The organism is Anaerobium acetethylicum (assembly GCF_900096945.1).
Lineage (GTDB): Bacteria > Bacillota > Clostridia > Lachnospirales > Lachnospiraceae > Anaerobium > Anaerobium acetethylicum.
Genome location: NZ_FMKA01000024.1, coordinates 21,150 through 39,034 on the forward strand (window position 1 = coordinate 21,150; position 17,885 = coordinate 39,034).

Here is a 17,885-nt window from a genome sequence, read left to right on the forward strand (position 1 = left end):
AAATGTTTCTGGGAGGATAACTATGAAGCTGGCTGTGATCGATGATGATAAAAAGGCAACGGATTTACTGGATGATTATGTCAAAAGATTTGAAAAAGAAAATAATATGAGCATACAGGTATCAGTATTCCATAACCCCAATGACTTTTTGAACAATTACAGCAGGGATTATGATCTGGTATTGATGGATATCGAGATGCCGGGACTGAATGGAATTGAGACCGCAAAAGAACTACGGCGCATGGACTCCCGTGTGGTGCTGATGTTCATCACCAACATGGCCCAGTATGCCATTCACGGTTATGAAGTGGAAGCTGTCGATTTTGTGATAAAACCGGTATCCTATCCTGATTTTGTCCTGAAAATTCAGAAAGCAATCCGCTATATCGCCAGAAACCAGGACCAAAAACTGACTCTGCATGCACAGGAAGGCGTGGTACACCTGCATGTATCGGACATCCGCTATATTGAAGTGATTCGTCATTATCTGCTGTATCATACTGCCAAAGGCAATTACACAGTCCGAGGGGTAATGAAGGAAGCAGAGGAGAGCCTTGAAAAATACCATTTTGTCAGGAGCAACCACTGTTACCTGGTAAACCTGAAATACGTGGAATCAATCAGTGGCAATATCGTAAAAGTCGGCGGTGATGATCTGCAGATCAGCAGGAATAAAAAGAATGAATTTTTGATGAAATTCACCAGATATGTAGGAGGGATGCAATAATGGATGCACTTAATGTGTTTGAAGAACTACGTTTTATTGTTGAGCTTCTTGTAGCTGAGCAGCTTTTTGTATGGGCCTTCGCAAAAAGAAAGAAAAACTTCTGGATGAAATCCAGCATAGGATATGCGCTGCTTATCGCGATTGCAGTCAATTATCTGCAGATCCAGTCATGGACAGAAGCTTTTCATTCTTCTTTCTTAACAAAATCGGTATCTGTTTCCTGGTATATTTTTCTGGTGATCCTGTCCCTGATACATATCCGCATGTGCTATGTGATAACCCTGAGCGATGCCCTGTTTATGGGCATAGCCGGATATTCCGTACAGCATATCGAATATGTTGTGGTAAACGAAGTGATTGCCAGGGGTATATGGAAGGAAGTTACAAATAACTTGTGGCTATATATTCTGATATGCATTGTGACCTGCGCTCTCTGGTATTATCTGATTGCTCGGATATTTGCCGCGAAACTGAAAGCCTGCGGTGGAATCCTGTATGAAGACAGTATCCAGACTGTCCTCTATTTCCTAGTCATGCTCGTGGTGCTGTTCTTCACTGCCTTTCTGGGACAGGATATATTCCTGAGCGGAACAACGGATTACAGCCAGGTCAACTATAAGGGTGCAACTTATGATTTCTTCAGCTGTACGCTGGTGCTGGTGGTACAGTACAGCATTTTTCGCATCAGTACCCTGAACAGGGAAAAGGAGATCGTAAAGCAGCTGCTCCATGAGAGGCAGAAGCAGTACAGGCTGTCCAAGGAAAACATCGAGATGATCAACCATAAATGCCATGATTTGAAGCATCAGATCCAGGCATTGAAGGAAGCGAAAAGTGAAGAGCTGGAAAGGTATATTGAAGAAGTGGAAGAGTCCATCATGATATACGATACGGTGGTGAAGACGGAGAATGAGGTGCTGAACACGATCTTGTCGGAAAAAAGCCTTTATTGCGAAAAACACCGCATCCGCCTTTCCTGTATTGTAGATGCAAACCAGCTGGATTTTATGAGCACACTTGATATCTATGCGCTTCTTGGAAATGCGATTGATAATGCCATTGAATGCGTCATCAGGCAGAGGGACAAGGAGAAGAGGGTCATCAGCCTTACGATTTCTGCCAATGGAAGCTTCCTCTGCATCCAGACCAATAATTATTATGAGGGGAATCTGCAGATTGTGGACGGCATACCGGTAACCACAAAGAAAAACTGGGATTTCCATGGCTTTGGCATGAAGAGCATGAAGCATCTGGCGGAAAAATACGGAGGCACCTTATATACAAGTCTGGAAAATGGAATTTTCATGCTGCAGATTGTCATACCAATTCCCGCAGAGTTTACCCGGCTGCTGAAGGAAGCGGAAACTGGAAAAAGATGATTATGGTGAAATGAAAAAGCAAGCCGCAAGCTCCTTTGAACGGAGCTTGCGGCTTACTTTTTATAGGAGAGGAACTATTAAACGGTTGATTGAAAAAAGGAGTAGCCGTCAGGAGTTCATCCTGCCGGCTATTATGAAAAAGAGTATGTGAAATGAAAAAATCATGTAAGTGGGTTATTTGATATATTTATTATATCTTTGGAATATGTTCAATCTATGAACATATTTTGAAAATTAAGTGAACATTCTGAGTTGCTGTTCACATGTCATCTGGCGTAAGGTATTTTCGTGAGTGTAGCGAAGTGAAAATCATATAAAACCCGGGGATTGCAGCACGAAATGGTGAATTTCAACCATTTCTGCACATCGCGGAGCGTGTTACTGATCACGAAGTGAGCAGTAACCCATACTGAAAAGGTTATATGAAGGAGGCAGGTTTTTTTTGCTTCTTGCAGGGTTCCCGTGGTAATATAAAAACAAGAGTCAAGCTATCCGGCTTGTGAAGAAGAAAGAAAAAATGTAAAAATACAAAAATGCAGATAGTGGAGAGGTGGATGCTTATGACACAATCAGAACTGCCAAAGAATGCCGGCGGAGAAAATTTAGCGGAACTCAACGTAGATACGGTCCGTGAACTCTGGTCACAGACTTATAATACCGACGGAAAACCCGACTGGTCCCATATTTTTCCTTATTACCATCCGGAGATCATTTTCCAGGATGCCATCCAAAGGATTGAAGGCATCGAGGACTTTATCGCCATGTGCGAACGGCTGACAAAACGGTGCAGGAGCCTGCGCATGGACCTCTCCAGTGTGGTCCAGGATTCCAATGTCATCATTCTGGAATGGAAGATGACGATGTCCTTCAAGAAGTCGCCCGATACGCCGATTTTTGGCTGCACAAAACTCACTCTTCATGAAGATGGAAGAATCCTGATGCAGAGGGATTATTATGATCTATGGGGGGATATCTTCAATCAGATTCCCGGATTTGGGAAAATGTACAGAAAATTCATGCACAGATTTTTCGGATAGGAGGCGGGGATATGAAGCGGGAACTACCTGATGAGCTTATGTTTATCAAAAATGCAAAGGCAGAGCAGAAGAAGAGCAGTGCGGATATGACCGGTAAAATCTGTATCATTACCGGTGCAACTTCCGGAGTCGGGCTTGAAGCCGCAAAGAGGCTGGCAAAGGGAGGCGCCCATATTGTTATGGTGTGCCGGAATACAAAGAAGGCGGAAGACATCAGCACGGAAATTAAAGCTGCATACCATGTTCCAGTGGATGTTGTTATTGCGGATTTTAGCCGCCTCGAGGATGTGCGGAGGGCAGCGGGGGAAATACTTGACAGATATGCGAAAATCGATGTGCTGATCAACAATGCGGGCATGCATTCCACCAGCCCCCTGTATACGGAAGAGGGTTATGAACTGGTTTTCTGCGTCGACCATCTGGCCTCTTTTCTGCTGACCAATCTGCTTCTTGACCGGCTGAAGGAGAGCGCCCCGGCACGGATCATTGATGTGAATTCGGAAGGCCACAGGTTCAATGGACTCGACCCCGATGACCTCAGCTGGAGGAGGCGTCATTACACGGGATTAAGAGGCTACGGTGCCGCTAAGACAGCCCAGCTCCTTACGGTGTGGGAGTTCGCAGATCTGCTGGAGGGTTCGGGGGTCACGATCAATGCAATTCACCCGGGGGACGTCAGGACCAACGTAGGCAGTAACAACGGACCGCTCTATAAATGGTTTTTGCACCATGTAACCTGGCATTTCTTAAAAGATCCCGTCATAGCAGGAGAGGCGATTTATTATCTGGCTGCCGATCCTGAAATGAACGGCGTAAGCGGAAGATTTTTTCACCTGACCATCGAAGAAAAGCCGGCCCCTCATGCACGCGACCGCAAAATGGGAAAGCGTATATGGGAACTCAGCAGGCAGATGGCAGGGATAATAAATTGATGCTGGTAATAAGGGAGAGTATATGAAGACACGCTTCAATTTGAAAAAAATCATGAAAACATCAGTATTCCGGCTGGTGTTAATTGTCGTTATCGTAATCATTCCAATTAATATCCTGACGTTGATTTTAAGTAATACTGCAGTGAATGAGGTACAGAAACAGATTTCCCAGGAAACCAGGAATGCACTGGAATTATATATGAGCCAGATTGATGGTTCCATGGAACGGGCGGCCGCTAAAATTCATTACATGTCGAGGGATAGTGTTAATTTTGGCAGACTCAACTCCAAAGAGGTCACAGATGAGGAAGAATATTATAAACAGCTGCAGTCTGTTGTCCTGCTTTATAAGGAGCTTCAGGATGCAGGCACGGAGAACAGCTGGATGACAGGATTCTATGCCCTTTTCCCGGATAAGGATATTGATCTGGTACAGTGCGATTATTCAGACTGTGCCGATGAATTGCCGGAATATGTGGCTGATGTTGCGAAAAACAGCCCGGATCAGATTGGAAAATGGAAAGTGGTTACCATTAACGAAGTAGAGGTCGTGGTACTGGTGGCCCACTATAAGAATGCCTATTATGGAGCCTGGATTGAATTGAAACGTCTGGCAGCTGCCATGGAACTGAATAACATGGATGACGGTATTATCAAAGCATTTACCGATGATGATGGAAGGGTCCGCTATGCAAATGCAGATGCGCTGGAACAGCTCGATCTGGGGAAATCCTATTATCAGCATAATGGCGTCGGATATGTTTTGATCAGTGCACCTTCTGATGATTCTGACCTGAATATGGTGCAGATCATGTCCAAGGGCGAGATGACAAATGCACTTCCTGTCATGATCCGTATGCTTCAGATTGCATCTGTCATAGCGCTCTGCATTATTCCGATTATCATTCTGTCTATCAAAAAATGGATGATCAAGCCATTGAATAAATTATTGAGCGCAATGGAAAAAATCGAACAGGGCGATATGGATATCAGAATCAAAGAAGAAAAATCAGGAAGTGAATTTGAACAGATCAACAGTAATTTCAATCATATGATGGATGAAGTGGCGAACCTGAAAATTGACGTATATGAAGAAAAGCTGGAAAAGCAGCAGATCAGGATGCGTTTCCTGAGTCAGCAGATACAGCCCCATTTTATTCTGAATGCCATGAATATTCTTTACAGCTATGAGCAGGAGGAGTTTCCGCTGATTCAGAAAATGATCCTGTTTCTGTCCAGATATTTCCGTTATATCGTGAACGCAAAATCAGATTTTGTGGAGCTGCATGAAGAAATGGATCATATCAGGAATTATTTTGAGATCCAGCAGGCAAGATACCCGGAGACTTTTTTTGCAGTGGTGGAATATGATGAAGAAATCGGGGACTGCCTGGTACCGCCTCTGTTGATACAGAATTTTGCGGAAAATGCAATCAAACATTCCTTGAAAATCGGAAATCAGATCGATATTTTTGTGATTGCACAAAAGCTGGGAGATAACAAGGTGCGTATTCGTTTGTCGGATACGGGAGAAGGAATCAGTGAAGAGCTTATCGAAAAAATAGAACGATTCTGTAGAACAAGGGAATACCAGGACGGCCTGGGAGTTGGAATTCAAAACGCAATCGAACGGCTGGACATTCTGTATGGCGGAAAAATTGCATTCAGAATAGCCAGGGAACATCCCCATGGAACGCGTGTAGAAATGATTGTACCCCTGGTCAGAGAAAAATACAGGAAACAGGAGGATATATGATGCTGAATGTCATACTAGTTGACGATGAAGTGGTAGCGGTAAATGCTTTAAAAAGAAGAGTGGACTGGAGCAAATATGGAATTGAACATGTATATACTGCAAATTCAATGCAGCAGGCACAAACGCTTTTCCAAAATGAAAAAATAGATTTCATGCTTTGCGATATCGAGATGCCTCAGGGGAATGGGCTTGATTTATATGAGTGGGTCAAAATCTATTATCCGGCAGTGGAATGCATTTATGTGAGCTGCCATCCGGAATATGAATATATCCGAAAAGCGCTCCAGCTTGGAACCGCAGATTATATTTTAAAGCCCATTGATTATGAGGAGCTGGATCAGATACTGACGCAGCTCATAGAACGCCTGAACAAGCAGCCGGAATTAGAAGAGATTCCGGAAACGATTATCCGCACCCTTGCAGAAAAAGAATCAAAAGAGAAACAGGACAACGTGGTTCATCAGGCAAAACGGTATATTTTACAGCACATTCAGGAAAATATCTACATCGAAGAAATAGCAGACCAGGTCCATCTGAATGCCCAGTATTTAATGCGCCTGTTCAAAAAGGAAACCGGGCTTTCCATTCTGGAATATATTACGGATGAACGTCTGAAGCTGGCAAAAGAGCTGCTGGCAAAAACGGATTACCCGATCAATAAAGTGGCAGACAGTGTAGGATATGGCAATTATTCATATTTCACAAAAATATTCAAAAAGAACACAGGAATGACACCGGCTGCCTATCGCCAGAATCAAAAATAGAACGAACTGGGATTTCTTGCAAAATAATTCAATAGATCGTAATCTTTAAGTCAGTTGGCTTCGGTGTCCTTGTGGGTGTCGGAGCCAATTGGTTTATTTTTCATTATTTCATTCTTTGATTGTTTGTCTGTAGTTAAAAATCATTACATTATTATTGTATAATCATGTAAAAAGCAACATAAGTCATAAATGTGCTAAGAAGATAGCATTATTGTTCTATTAAATATGTCATAATGTTGGTAGGATAAATACATGAAGTCGGTGCGGTTATGAGCCTTAGCTATTCCACCAGCTGACATCGAAAAATCATGTAAAAGGAGAGCGAATTATGAAAAAGAAAGTATTGAGTACACTTTTAGCACTTGCAATGGTTGCTTCTTTGGTATCAGGTTGCGGTAAAACAGAGAAAGAAACTGCTTCAGGCGATGCAGGGGACAAAGAGACATCTTCAGAAGGAACCGGTGAAGCAAAGATTGATTTCGATGAGGATCCATATGAAGTATATGTCCAGTACGTTGGATTGTTTGAAGAAAATAAAAACATCAAGGCAGTTGAGGATGCAATCAATGCGATCGCATTAGAAAAAATCAATTGTACCGTACACCTTGTACCTACATTTATCGGTGATTTGCCTACCAATACATCCTTACAGGTTGCCGGAGGCGAGAAAATCGATGTGATCACGGTTGGTTTGACACAGGCACTCAGTTCCGCAGTTCCAGATGGATTGTTACTTGAATTAGATGATCTGATCGCTGAGCGTGGAGCGGATGTCAGCAAAGTGACTGCAAACGTAATGGAAGCAGGAACTATCGACGGACATGTATATGCAGTATCCGGATATCCATATGCAGCAATGGGAACTGGTTTTGTATATAACAAGACAATGGCTGATCAGTACGGTATTGAAATGAAAGACTATATGACCTTGGATGATCTGGCAGCAGCTGGAGAAATCTTAAAAGAAAATGGCGTATATCTTACAAATTTTGGAAATTCAGCACAGTTAAATTACAAATTCTTTTCAGGCATCGAGAGTTATGGTGATTCGGCCATTTATGGAGGAATCACGGATCCCACTGAAAGCACCACTGTAGAAAATATCTATGCAACTGACGGAATCAGAGATTATTTCAAGGGTGTGAAAGGATGGGCAGATGCCGGTTATCTTCCTGAAGGCCAGTTAACAGACACGACAACGGTTCAGGAATATTTTTCACAGCAGAAGATTTTCGGAACTACATCGGCTTATACGGTTAATCAGATTACAAGCTGGCTCAGCCCTGATTTTGAAACCGGAATGATACAGCTGACAGATGCAGTTATCTCTACTTCTTCGGCAACAGAATTCATGCTTGGAATCGCATCTACATGCGAGAGACCTGAAAAGGCAATGGACGTAATCAACTTGATCTATGGCGATGCAGAAGTTGCGAACCTGATCCAGTACGGTATCGAAGGAACAGATTACGCAGCTGTTGAAGGAACGGAAAACGTGATTACCAGAGACGGAACTGCAAATGCAGACCGAAACAGTTATTTCTCACCATTTGTTCACTTTGGAAATCCAATGGACTTAAAGGTTGTCAGCCCATTAACAGATTCCTATTATGATGATTTGCAGGCATTCGAGGACGGCGCAAAAAAATCATTAAGCTTCGGTTATGCATTTGACGGATCTGATTACGCTGCAGAAGCAGGTGCCATCAGTGCAGTGCTTCAGGAAAAATTGCCGATGTTAAATGCAGGTCAGGTTGCGGATGTGGATACAGCAATGGATGAACTGATTGCAGCAATTGAAGCGGCAGGAATTGAGGATGTGATCAAAGCAAACCAGGAACAGTTAGACGCGTATCTTGCAAAATAGAAATTGATTGCGGCTATGAAAGACATAGACATTCATAATTATAAATAATTGAAAAATTGAGGCTGCCACATAGAGAAATATTTGGTGGCAGCCTTATTGATAGGAACGGTGGGAAAGAGAATGGAGCAGAAGAAAATAAAAAAGAAAAAAGGACAGGGATTTTTGCATTGGCTTCCATTTTATCTGATGGGCCTCCCCGGACTGGCATACCTGTTTATCAATAACTATATGCCGCTGGTGGGCCTCCAGATTGCATTTAAAAAGTTCAACTATGCAAAAGGAATGTGGGATAGCGAATGGAGCGGGTTTAAAAACTTTGAGTTCTTGTTCAAGACAAAAGACGCATTTATTATGATTCGAAATACGATCTGCTATAACATCGTATGGATTATTCTGGGAATGGTATTTGGTGTAACAGCAGCAATTCTCCTAAATGAAGTTGCCGGGAAAAAAGCAAAGAAGTTTTATCAGACAGCAATTCTGCTTCCATATCTGATGTCCATGGTTATTATTGCTTATCTGGTATATGCATACCTTTCTCCGACGTCAGGCCTGTTTACAAAAATAATCGAAAGAATCACAGGAAATGCGCCTGAGTTTTATCAGGAAGCAAAATGGTGGCCATTTATCCTTACCTTTGTCAACCAGTGGAAAGGCATTGGATTTGGTATGATTCTGTATTTATCCAGCATCATTGGAATCGACACCAGCTATTATGAAGCAGCGCAGCTTGATGGCGCCACCAAATGGCAGCAGCACAGGCTGATTACACTCCCATTGTTAAAACCAACCATTATTATGCTCTTAATTTTAAGCATGGGACAGATTTTCCGTTCCGATTTCGGTCTGTTCTACCAGGTACCGATGCACCAGGGTGTATTGAATCCTGTGACCCAGACGATTGATACCTATGTTTACAACGCATTGTTGAAAGTAAATGATGTGGGTATGTCATCTGCAGCAAGTTTTATCCAGTCTGTAGTAGGATTTATATTTATTGTAGTCGCAAATAAGATTGTATCTAAAGCTGATAAGAGCAGCGCATTATTTTAGGAGGCAGAAAAATGAGGACAAAAGGACAAAAAGGGTGGTCTCTTGGAGCCAACATCATACTTTCTATTATGTCACTGCTGGCAATTATGCCATTTCTGCTGCTGATTATTGCATCTTTTACAGATGAAACAGTTGCAATGACGGATGGATATACATACTGGCCGGCAAAATGGTCATTGGCGGCATACAGCTATATTTTAAGTCAGGCAGCAATGATCGGCCGTGCATACCTGATGACAATTCTGGTTACGATCATCGGCACCGGCGTAGGAATCGTCATGACTTCCATGCTTGCCTACATGCTTTCACAGAAAAAGCTTCCAGGAAGAAAAATATTGAACTTCTTTGTAGTATTTACCATGCTGTTCAATGGCGGGCTGGTTCCGACGTACATTATGTATGTAAAGACCTTCCAGGTTAAGAATACGATCTGGGGATTGATCATTCCGAATCTTCTGATGAGTGCTTTCCTGATTATGCTGGTCCGCAATTATTTTGAAAACAGCATCCCGGAAGAACTTTATGAAGCGGCCCGCATTGACGGAGCCAGCGAGTTCTACAACTTCTTCCATATTGCACTTCCACTGTCAGTGCCGATTCTTGCAACAGTTGGCCTGATGATGGGCATCGCATATTGGAATGACTGGCAGAACGGATTGTATTATCTGAGCAAGGACGCCGGATCCCAGTACTACACAGTGCAGAATATTCTGAACAATATCAATGACAACATAGCATTCCTTGCCTCAAATGCATCGGCTGGCGTCAACCTGGCTGATCTGCCGACAACAACAGTCAGAATGGCAATCGCAGTAATCGGTATTTTACCAATCTTAATGGTATATCCTTTCTTTCAAAAGTACTTTTCAAAGGGTCTCACCATGGGTGCGGTTAAAGGGTGAGGACGTGATACAGCACATGTTTATTCGCAGCGCGCTCTCGCTTAGATGAAGGCGTAGTGGTACGTAAGGACGCAAAGTACGCGTCCTAAGTACCAACGCCTTCATAAAGCTGCTCATTAAATCATGTGCTGTATCACTGCGTGATGGCTGGCGAATGTAAAAACAGACGTAACTGTTCAGAATACCTGTCTCGCGAGGTGTTTTTATGCTGAGTTTGCATAAAAACCCGAGACATGCGTGCGCCAAATTGCTGATTTTGCAATTTGTGTGCATAATATGTGACTATGAAGGACGTAGTCCTGAATAGTTACAAACAGACAATAATGGAGGTTCCTATGAGCATTGTGATTGCAGCTACAAAATACGGCAGAATAAAAGGGATAGAAGAACAGGGATACACAGTTTTTAAGGGGATTCCCTATGCAAAACCGCCAGTTGGAGAGCTGCGCTGGAAAGCGCCGCAGCCTGTGGAGAGCTGGGAAGATATATACATGGCAGATTGCTTTTCCTGCAAGAGTGTACAGGAAAACAGCAATGATGGTTTCTATAAAAAAGAATTTTACGGAAACCCGGCATACGAGGTCCCAATCAGTGAAGACAGCCTTTATCTGAACATCTGTACCCCGGCAGAGCAGACAGATGAGAAGCTGCCGGTAGAATTCTGGATCCATGGCGGAGCGTTCATGGGCGGATATGGCAGTGAAATGGAATTTGACGGAGAAGCGCTTTGTAAAAGAGGCGTTATTCTGGTTACCATCAATTATCGCCTTAATATTTATGGTTTTCTTGCGCATCCCTGGCTTAGTGCCGAAAATGAGCGGGGCATTTCCGGAAACTATGGAACCCTTGATCAGATTATGGCATTACAGTGGGTCTATGAAAATATCGGGTCTTTTGGCGGAGACAGAGATAATATTACAGTTTCAGGACAATCAGCAGGTGCCATGAGCGTTCAGACCCTGGTATCCTCTGAACTGACGGGAAACATGATTGCAAAAGCGATTATGCAGAGCGGCGGCAGTTACGGCAAAGGTCTGCACAGGGATATGCTGCTTGAAGAGGCAATGAAATTTGGAGAGCGGTTTGTAGCGGAAACAGGCGCAGGCAGCCTTGAAGAATTACGCGGAATGACAACAGAGGAATTAACACCGGCAATCGGAAAATTCATGGGAGAAATGTTTCAAACAGGCGGAGGCCTTGTTTTAATCCCTAATATTGACGGATATGTTTTGAAAGATGGATACTACAGCCTGATCGACAGGGATGCCATAAAAGATATTCCCTATCTTCTGGGAAGCAATAAAAATGATATCTTTGTGACGGAAGAAGATCTGGAATCCGGGCATAAAGGCAACTTGTTTGACGGAACCATTGCATTCAGCCAGAAAAGGGAAGCGTTTCATCATAAACCAGCTTATGTATATTATTTCACAAGACAGCTGCCGGGAGATGAGGCGGGCGCATTCCATTCCGCTGAATTATGGTATACCTTTGGCACCTTAGACAGATGCTGGAGACCGGTGACGGAGGAAGATTATCAACTGAGCGATAGGATGCTTGCCTATTGGACCAATTTTATGAAGACAGGGAATCCAAACGGGGAATCCCTGGAGGAATGGAAGCCTTGTGATAGTTTGGATTTTTATGTGAAGAGATTTGATGTGTAGTCAGTGTGTTTGCAGGTAACTGTTCAGAGATCCAGTGCCGCGAGGTATTTTTACGCTGAATTTGCTACATAAAAATCTGAATACTGCATGCGCCAAATTGCTGGTTTTGCAATTTGTGCGCATCTTTTTGATTATGAAGGACGCAGTCCTGACAAGTGCACTGACACGTTTGTCGAAAATAATAAAGTGAGGTTTTGTTATGAAAAAGTATGAAGATAGAATAAAAGAGCTGATTGCCAGAATGACCCAGGAAGAAAAAGTGGGGCAGCTGCAGCAGTGCGGACCATCCCTGGTGGGGGCATTTGAAGTCAGTTTTGAAGAGCTGCTGGATATGATGTTTGATGGCAGGATCAGTCAGGAAGAATTCGGAAGACTTATGAGCACGGCAGAAGAAGATTTCCATGATGAAGACTTAAAAGCAGGAAATATAGGATCTTATAATGGAATCAAAAATGCCAAAACGGCCAACAGGCTTCAGGAAATAGCGGTGAAAGAGACGCGGCTTGGAATTCCGCTTATATTTGGCTACGATGTGATCCACGGATACAAGACAATTATGCCGATTCCATTGGCAGAAGCCTGCGCATGGGAACCGGAGCTTTGGGAGAAGACAGCCCGTGTTGCGGCAAAGGAAGCAACGGCGGCCGGTGTGCACATGACCTTTGCACCTATGGTAGACGTAGCCAAGGATGCCAGATGGGGACGTGTCAGTGAAGGTGCAGGTGAAGATACCTTCTTGACCTCAAAGTTCGGGGAAGCAAAGGTAAAAGGGTTCCAGGGCAATGATTTATCAAAAGAAGACTCCATGGCTGCCTGCGTGAAACATTTTGCAGCATATGGCGCGGCAGAAGCAGGACGTGATTACAACCGTGTTGATCTGTCTATGCAGAAGCTGCATGAAGAATATCTCCCGCCATTCGAAGCTTGTGTAAAAGCAGGGGCACGCGGAATTATGCCGGCTTTTAACGACATCAACGGAGTTCCCTGCTCTGTTAACAAATGGCTTTTGACAGATCTGCTCCGTGATACATGGGGATTCGATGGAATGACAGTCAGTGATGCAAATGCAATCGCAGAGTGCGTGAACCATGGAATTGCCGAAGATAAGGAAGAGGCTTCCCAAAAAGCGATTATAGCCGGAATGGAAATGGATATGTCTTCGAATTCCTATATTGAGAATTTGAAAGACCTGGTAGAATCCGGCCAGGTAGAAGAAGCCATTTTAGACAAGGCAGTAGCGGATGTCCTTCGTGTCAAATTTGAACTGGGATTATTTGAAAATCCATATCAGACATCAGAAGAACGTGAACAAGAAGAGCTTTTGAAGCCGGAATACCGAAGCCTTGCAAGAGAGACAGCCGGAAAATCAATGGTACTTCTGAAAAATGAAGGCATACTTCCGCTGAAGCGGGGAATAAAAGTAGGAATCGTTGGCGATCTGGCGGATAATCGTGGTGAAATGACCGGAGCCTGGGCAATCGGAGCTGATGGTAATACATGTGTCAGCATCGTTGATGCATGCAAAGGGCAAAATGTGGCATATACATACACAGCCGGACATACAGAAAAACAGGTGGATCCACTGGAATTATTAAAAGCGACAGATGGCTGTGACGTGCTTATTGCTGCAATCGGTGAAGTGAAAGACCAGAGTGGAGAGGCTGCCAGCCGTGCAGACATCACCATACCGGAATATCAGAAGGAAATTTTAGAAGCCTTACTGACAACAGGAAAGCCGGTCGTAGCAGTCTTATTCAATGGCAGACCCCTTGCAATGCCATGGGTGGCAGAAAATATCCCGGCTATTTTAGAAGCATGGCACCCGGGGATAGAAGCCGGAAATGCAATTCTGGATATTTTGTTTGGTGATGTAAACCCAAGCGGCAAATTAACGACTACATTTCCATATGCAACTGGACAGTGTCCGATTTATTATGCTGCCATTAATACTGGAAGACCTGGCGGAAAAGGTAAATTCACGTCCAAATACCTGGACACGCCATTGGCTCCGGTCTATCCGTTTGGATACGGACTCAGCTACACCACCTTTGCCTACAGCAATCTGACGGTTGTGGAAAAGGAAGAGGGCTTTGCTGCCAGTGTAGAAGTGGAGAATACCGGGGACAGAGACGGGGATGAAATCGTGCAGTGCTATGTCAGGGATCTTGTTGCAAGGCGTGCGCGCCCTGTGAAGCAGCTGAAAGCGTTTGAGAAAGTATTTATAAAAGCAGGGGAGAAGAAGACTGTCACATTCGAAGTGCCATACAGAGAATTGGGATATTACGACATGAATATGGAGTATATAGTTGAAGAAGGAATATTTGAAATATTTGTTGGAAAGAATTCCGCTGAATGCCTCAAAGATATGATAGAATTGTAAATATCAAAAAATTGCAGCTTTGAAGAAAATAGTCCTGAAAAGTCACAAAAAACCAGCGAGGAGAAGAAGAATATGGCTTTTATTCAAATGAATCTGTTATCAAAATCACTTATGCGTACAGTACCGGTAAATGTTATTTTGCCGGCTGACAAAATGGTATTTCCGGGAATGCCGGTCAGAGAAGACAAACCTTACAAGACGCTGTACCTGCTCCATGGCGTGTTCGGCAACTATACAGACTGGGTAAACGGAACAAGAATCCAGCGTTTTGCCGAGGAAAATGATCTTGTTGTCGTAATGCCTTCCGGAGACAACGCTTTTTATGTGGATCAGCCAAAAGGCAACAATTATTATGGAGAATTTATTGGAAAAGAATTGGTAGAACTTACCAGAAAGATGTTTCCGCTTTCTCATAGAAGGGAAGATACCTTCATCGGCGGGCTTTCCATGGGCGGATATGGAGCAATCCGCAATGGCCTGAAATACAGTGATACCTTTGGATATGTTGTGGCACTTTCCTCTGCGCTGCTGACAGAGAGCCTGCCGGACCGCACAAATGAAGCGCCGTTTTTCCTGGAAACGAGAGATTATGCAGAAAGCTGCTTTGGCAATCTGGATGAAGTGCTCACAAGTGATAAGAATCCAAAGTATTTAGTGGAACAGCTGATCAAGGAAGGCAAAGAATTACCGGCATTTTTTATGGCCTGTGGAGACCAGGATTCATTGCTTGGCGTAAACCAGGATTTTGCCGACTTTTTAAAAGAGAATCAGGCAGAGATCACCTTTGAAGTGGGACCTGGTGACCACGAATGGGATTTCTGGGATACCTATATTAAAAAAGGTATTGAGTGGCTGCCGGTGGAAACGGCAGGGCTTGGGATAAATAGCGGAAATGTAGGAATATAAGCAGGATACTTTTTCACTGTTGTTTGCTGAAAATCTAAGAATAATAACTCCCAACGATATTCTGAACAGAAAAGAGTATCGTTGGGAGTTTTGATTTTAGTTATTCAAAATCCTCTATGTGCCATTCGTTTTTCCAGTCGATATAAGCCATTTCCCCATCAAATCGGATCGGCAGCCAGACATAATCTGCGATAGCGGTGTTCGATTCAATATCCATATTGTCTGCAAACGCAAGTGCCTCAGGAGTGGCGTTGGCAAGAGCTTCCTCCCTGGATCCATATTTGAACATGGACTCAAATATTTGTGAATAAGTATCATAGGACAGATCCATATGCTCTGGAAGCCATCGGTCTGCGAGGGCAATGTACAGATCTTTTTTGCCGGGCACCTTGAACACACTGGTAATCTGGCTGTGGAAACTGGTATTGCTTTCGTCAGAAGGATGTGGATTGCCAAGTACCTGGAATGGTCCATGCCAGCTGTCGGCTATGGCGACTTCGCTTGGATTTGGTAAATAGCCTGTGGTGCCGCTGGTTACAAGGTAATGCTTATGGTTCCTCATAAAATGTGCGGTTGCTTCCCGTACATAGGGAGGATAGGGACGGGGAAAATGAGTGCTGTAATAGCCGGTCACATCGGTATAATCATCCGTAAGGTCGGCACAGATGGTCTCGCTATGTACGCGCTCGAAATAGTAGTATGCCTTTCCGTCTGGCGCAACTACCAGGTCAAAATCCCCTGCACTCATGTTCAACGGACGCAATCCTTCCCTTACCTTTGTGTAAGGGCCCAGGAACGCATCGGCAGTCAGAACTGTCTCGCTTTGTGTCTGGTCCTTGTTCATGATTTTGAGCCATGTGACATATTTTTTTGTCTGCGCATTATAGATGATATGAGGGCGGTCCATGCATGCAGTTGGATGCAGGCTGCTTGTCAAATCATCCGGTTCGGGTGGAATGATCAGACCCTTGTCTTCCCAGTTATATAAATCCTTTGAAGCATAGCAGCGCACGCCCCAGTGCCAGATTCCACTGCCGGGAACTGTCTTTTCTTTGTTCTCGCCATACCAGTAATACGTATCGTCCAGATACATGATAGAGCCGCCATGGGCCTGGATCCGGTTTCCGTTGGTGTCCAGCCATACCTGGCCTGGACGGATTGAAGAATAATTCATTATGAGCACACTCCTTTTTTTATAAGGTTATTGTATAATACAGACAGAATATCTGCCATTTCACAAGCAGACAGAAGTTCTTGCAGCATCGGACATGCAGTTATAATGCGGTGGTGTCAAAAGGTATTTTGCACCCTGACACCTGCGGATTTTTCAGAATAAATGGAGGGCGATCCAATTGCACAATATAGACGAGTTATTACATCTGCCAATGACAGAATTTGAATATTCGTTAAAAAACTACACAGATTCTCATCCGGAATGGAAGGATCGAATTCTGACTTCTTCTGAACTGTCTGTGTTTCTCGGGGAATATTTCGCTACGAGAAAAGAATTCCAGAATAAAGAGAATGAGCATTGGAGCTGGATTGACAGTGACATCAGAAACTGCCAGCAGGAAAAAACGTTTATACCTCAGAAATTCGATATTTCTGTAGGACGAATGCTCCGATATATGCCGGCCCACTGGCATACTAACGATTACTTTGAGCTCTACTATGTTTTTACAGGAAGCTGCGAACTGCATTTTGAAAATGAAGTGATTACAATGGGTCCGGGGACCATTGTCCTGCTCTCGCCTGCAACCCGCCATGCCAGCCCATGCTACAGCGACGATTGTGTCCTGTTCTATTATATGATTCGCACCAGTACCTTCAATATGGTGTTCTGGAACAATCTGACGGACCAGAACCTGATGTCTGCCTTTTTCAAGAAAGCGCTAAACGGAGAAGGCGGCAAGTCCTATCTCCATTTTGAAACCCGGGAAGACGGAGGGATTCAGTCATTGCTGTACGAGATCTATAAGGAATACCAGAGTGGCGACATATACAGTCCTCAGATGATGAACTCCATAATGAGCATGTTTTTCATCCAGCTGCTGCGCAGCTATAAAAATGAGGTATACCTGCCTTCGGATGCGTCGTTCCATTGGAATCCCTGTTTTGGAGAAATTTTTTCCTATATACAGAATCATTATCACACAGTCACATTGAAGGATCTGGCAGAACAGTTCAACTACAGCGAACGCCAGCTGACACGCATTATCTATGCGGCTACGAACCGTAACTTTTCAGAAGTGCTGCTTGATTTGAGAATGCACAACGCTGCCGGATATCTTGCTACGACGTCCCTGAGTGCAGAAAAAATTGCAGAACTGGTTGGTTATGGAAATGCCAGCAGTTTTTACAGAGCCTTTGGGAAATTCCATGGCTGTTCGCCAAGTGAGTATAGAAGGAAAGCCGCTGATTTTCAACATTGAGTGGAGTGTCAAAAGCCCATTTACAAAATAGTATTCGTCAATTCGCACAAGTTTAAACAATGAGGACGTGATGCAAAACATGT

The 17,885-nt window shown here is 43.8% G+C and carries 14 protein-coding genes; 13 read left to right on the forward strand and 1 reads right to left on the reverse strand.

Going from position 1 to position 17,885, the window contains the following annotated elements:
• Positions 1-22 precede the first annotated feature (22 nt).
• The 12 genes from BJR36_RS14820 to BJR36_RS14875 all read left to right on the forward strand — a co-directional run bounded on the left by BJR36_RS14820 (position 23) and on the right by BJR36_RS14875 (position 15,370).
• Complete coding sequence (locus tag BJR36_RS14820) at positions 23-727, forward strand: LytR/AlgR family response regulator transcription factor (protein ID WP_091235779.1); 705 nt, start codon at positions 23-25, stop codon at positions 725-727.
• Positions 727-2,106, forward strand: coding sequence for an ATP-binding protein (locus BJR36_RS14825; RefSeq protein WP_091235782.1), 1,380 nt, complete (start codon positions 727-729; stop codon positions 2,104-2,106). The genes BJR36_RS14820 and BJR36_RS14825 overlap by 1 nt, the downstream gene beginning before the upstream one ends.
• Before the next feature lie 560 nt (positions 2,107-2,666).
• A complete protein-coding gene (locus BJR36_RS14830) occupies positions 2,667-3,143 on the forward strand; it encodes a nuclear transport factor 2 family protein (RefSeq protein WP_091235823.1) in 477 nt (158 codons plus the stop codon).
• Positions 3,144-3,154: 11 nt separating this feature from the next.
• Positions 3,155-4,075 carry an SDR family NAD(P)-dependent oxidoreductase gene (locus tag BJR36_RS14835; RefSeq protein WP_169823719.1) on the forward strand — a complete coding sequence of 307 codons (921 nt, stop codon included), beginning with the start codon at positions 3,155-3,157 and terminating at the stop codon, positions 4,073-4,075.
• A gap of 52 nt (positions 4,076-4,127) precedes the next feature.
• Positions 4,128-5,831 (forward strand): sensor histidine kinase, encoded by a 1,704-nt coding sequence (locus tag BJR36_RS14840; RefSeq protein WP_169823720.1) that lies wholly within the window; start codon positions 4,128-4,130, stop codon positions 5,829-5,831.
• Positions 5,831-6,595, forward strand: a complete 765-nt coding sequence (locus BJR36_RS14845) for a response regulator transcription factor (RefSeq protein ID WP_169823721.1) — start codon at positions 5,831-5,833, stop codon at positions 6,593-6,595. Before BJR36_RS14840 ends, BJR36_RS14845 begins: the two co-directional genes overlap by 1 nt.
• 328 nt (positions 6,596-6,923) lie before the next feature.
• Positions 6,924-8,462 (forward strand): ABC transporter substrate-binding protein, encoded by a 1,539-nt coding sequence (locus BJR36_RS14850; RefSeq protein WP_091235791.1) that lies wholly within the window; start codon positions 6,924-6,926, stop codon positions 8,460-8,462.
• A gap of 120 nt (positions 8,463-8,582) precedes the next feature.
• A complete protein-coding gene (locus BJR36_RS14855) occupies positions 8,583-9,515 on the forward strand; it encodes an ABC transporter permease (RefSeq protein WP_207648882.1) in 933 nt (310 codons plus the stop codon).
• An 11-nt stretch (positions 9,516-9,526) separates the two neighbouring features.
• Entirely contained in the window at positions 9,527-10,417 is an 891-nt protein-coding gene (locus BJR36_RS14860) for a carbohydrate ABC transporter permease (RefSeq protein ID WP_091235793.1), read from the forward strand.
• Between the two features lie 284 nt (positions 10,418-10,701).
• Positions 10,702-12,084, forward strand: coding sequence for a carboxylesterase/lipase family protein (locus BJR36_RS14865; protein WP_242875597.1), 1,383 nt, complete (start codon positions 10,702-10,704; stop codon positions 12,082-12,084).
• A gap of 199 nt (positions 12,085-12,283) precedes the next feature.
• Positions 12,284-14,464, forward strand: a complete 2,181-nt coding sequence (locus BJR36_RS14870) for a glycoside hydrolase family 3 N-terminal domain-containing protein (RefSeq protein ID WP_091235797.1) — start codon at positions 12,284-12,286, stop codon at positions 14,462-14,464.
• Between the two features lie 72 nt (positions 14,465-14,536).
• Positions 14,537-15,370, forward strand: coding sequence for an alpha/beta hydrolase (locus BJR36_RS14875; protein WP_091235798.1), 834 nt, complete (start codon positions 14,537-14,539; stop codon positions 15,368-15,370).
• Between the two features lie 100 nt (positions 15,371-15,470).
• Here BJR36_RS14875 and BJR36_RS14880 read toward each other — a convergent pair whose 3' ends face one another.
• Positions 15,471-16,544 carry a family 43 glycosylhydrolase gene (locus BJR36_RS14880; RefSeq protein WP_091235801.1) on the reverse strand — a complete coding sequence of 358 codons (1,074 nt, stop codon included), beginning with the start codon at positions 16,542-16,544 and terminating at the stop codon, positions 15,471-15,473.
• A 211-nt stretch (positions 16,545-16,755) separates the two neighbouring features.
• On the opposite strand from BJR36_RS14880, the gene BJR36_RS14885 reads away from it, so the two are divergent.
• Complete coding sequence (locus BJR36_RS14885; RefSeq protein WP_169823722.1) at positions 16,756-17,802, forward strand: AraC family transcriptional regulator; 1,047 nt, start codon at positions 16,756-16,758, stop codon at positions 17,800-17,802.
• The last annotated feature ends 83 nt before the right edge of the window (positions 17,803-17,885 follow it).